The organism is Flavobacterium salmonis (assembly GCF_903819435.1).
Taxonomy (GTDB): domain Bacteria; phylum Bacteroidota; class Bacteroidia; order Flavobacteriales; family Flavobacteriaceae; genus Flavobacterium; species Flavobacterium chungangense.
Genome location: NZ_CAIJDP010000020.1, coordinates 1 through 249, shown reverse-complemented (window position 1 = coordinate 249; position 249 = coordinate 1). Strand labels below are relative to the sequence as shown.

Here is a 249-nt window from a genome sequence, read left to right as displayed (position 1 = left end):
AGCCGTGCTCAGCGTAGCGGTGATTGTAGCGGTTCCTGATGCATTCTCGGCTATTGAGGCTGTTCCGCTCAGTGTTACTGTTGGGGTGGTCTCGTCATCAGTGATCGTTACCGTTGCTTGCTGAACGCCATTTTCTGTAGTGCCATTACCGCCTGTAACATTCGTGATATCGATGATTACGGTTTCATTTCCTTCGTACAGCGCATCATCGGTCGGATCAATAGTGATCGTTCCGGTCAATTGGCCTGC

The 249-nt window shown here is 50.6% G+C and carries 1 protein-coding gene; it reads right to left on the bottom strand.

Annotated features, from left to right (window positions below):
- Window positions 1–249, bottom strand: a 249-nt coding sequence (locus FLACHUCJ7_RS00100) for a hypothetical protein (protein ID WP_180907451.1), incomplete at both ends; no start/stop codon positions are given.